Source organism: Amphritea sp. (assembly GCF_050300915.1).
Taxonomy (GTDB): Bacteria; Pseudomonadota; Gammaproteobacteria; order Pseudomonadales; family Balneatricaceae; genus Amphritea.
The window spans coordinates 1-696 of sequence record NZ_JBNKYN010000175.1 but is presented as its reverse complement, the minus strand read 5'-3'; the positions used below and the strand labels follow the sequence as shown (position 1 = coordinate 696).

Below are 696 nucleotides of genomic sequence, written 5' to 3'. Positions count from 1 at the left end.
TTATCCGATTGGGCGAAAGCCTCGGTTGACTTAGTCCAATCTGAACATGGGAAGTTGGATTTCCCGGGTTTTCCCGACGTCGAGTCAGCTTTGGTCTATTTGACCCACCCTCTGGCTGGGTTTTATTATCGAAGAGACGGAAAGCTTGGTACATATCGAGTATGGCACCAAGAACTGGAAGTTAAGCCTGCCCAGTTAATATCGGCAAATTTCAAGCTGTTATCTGATCTCGGGATTGTCAAAACAGTCGAGCAAAACTCTCCGTATAGCGTTTTAATTGAGCCAATAAATGAGTTTACTATTTACTTACCCCCAGTCACCATTGGGTAAAAATTTAACAAACGCGTCAATTAGGACGCTCGCAAGCTCGCGCCTATTACGCGGGCGTTATGCAGGTCGTGAACGGGCTGTAAAAACAGCCCTAGAATATTCAATTAGTTTTTGCAACCATTTTTGTTGCACGTGATTGCGCTACTGGTATTGGTCCAGTGAGACGGGTTATCGTTGGTATTAACTCCGCAACCAGTTTTACCACCTTTTTGTCCTTTGTGCACGATGCTCTCTCCGTTTGGTGGAGAATGTCTGACCGCCATAGTGTTATTCCTTATTTTGGTTTAATGTTTATTCTGGCCAAGGATGACCAAAACAATGTATACCAAGGTAAAATTTTAATGTCTATAGAATCCGACGCCAAAT

General features: G+C 43.5%; 1 protein-coding gene and 1 pseudogene. Both read left to right on the top strand.

What is annotated here, in order from left to right; all coding sequences use genetic code 11:
- Positions 1-330 (top strand): annotated as a pseudogene (locus ACQY8X_RS20995) (DUF2071 domain-containing protein); the annotation flags it as partial.
- 158 nt (positions 331-488) lie between these two features.
- On the top strand, positions 489-696 hold a 208-nt coding region (locus ACQY8X_RS20990), incomplete at its 3' end, for a hypothetical protein (RefSeq protein ID WP_428037073.1).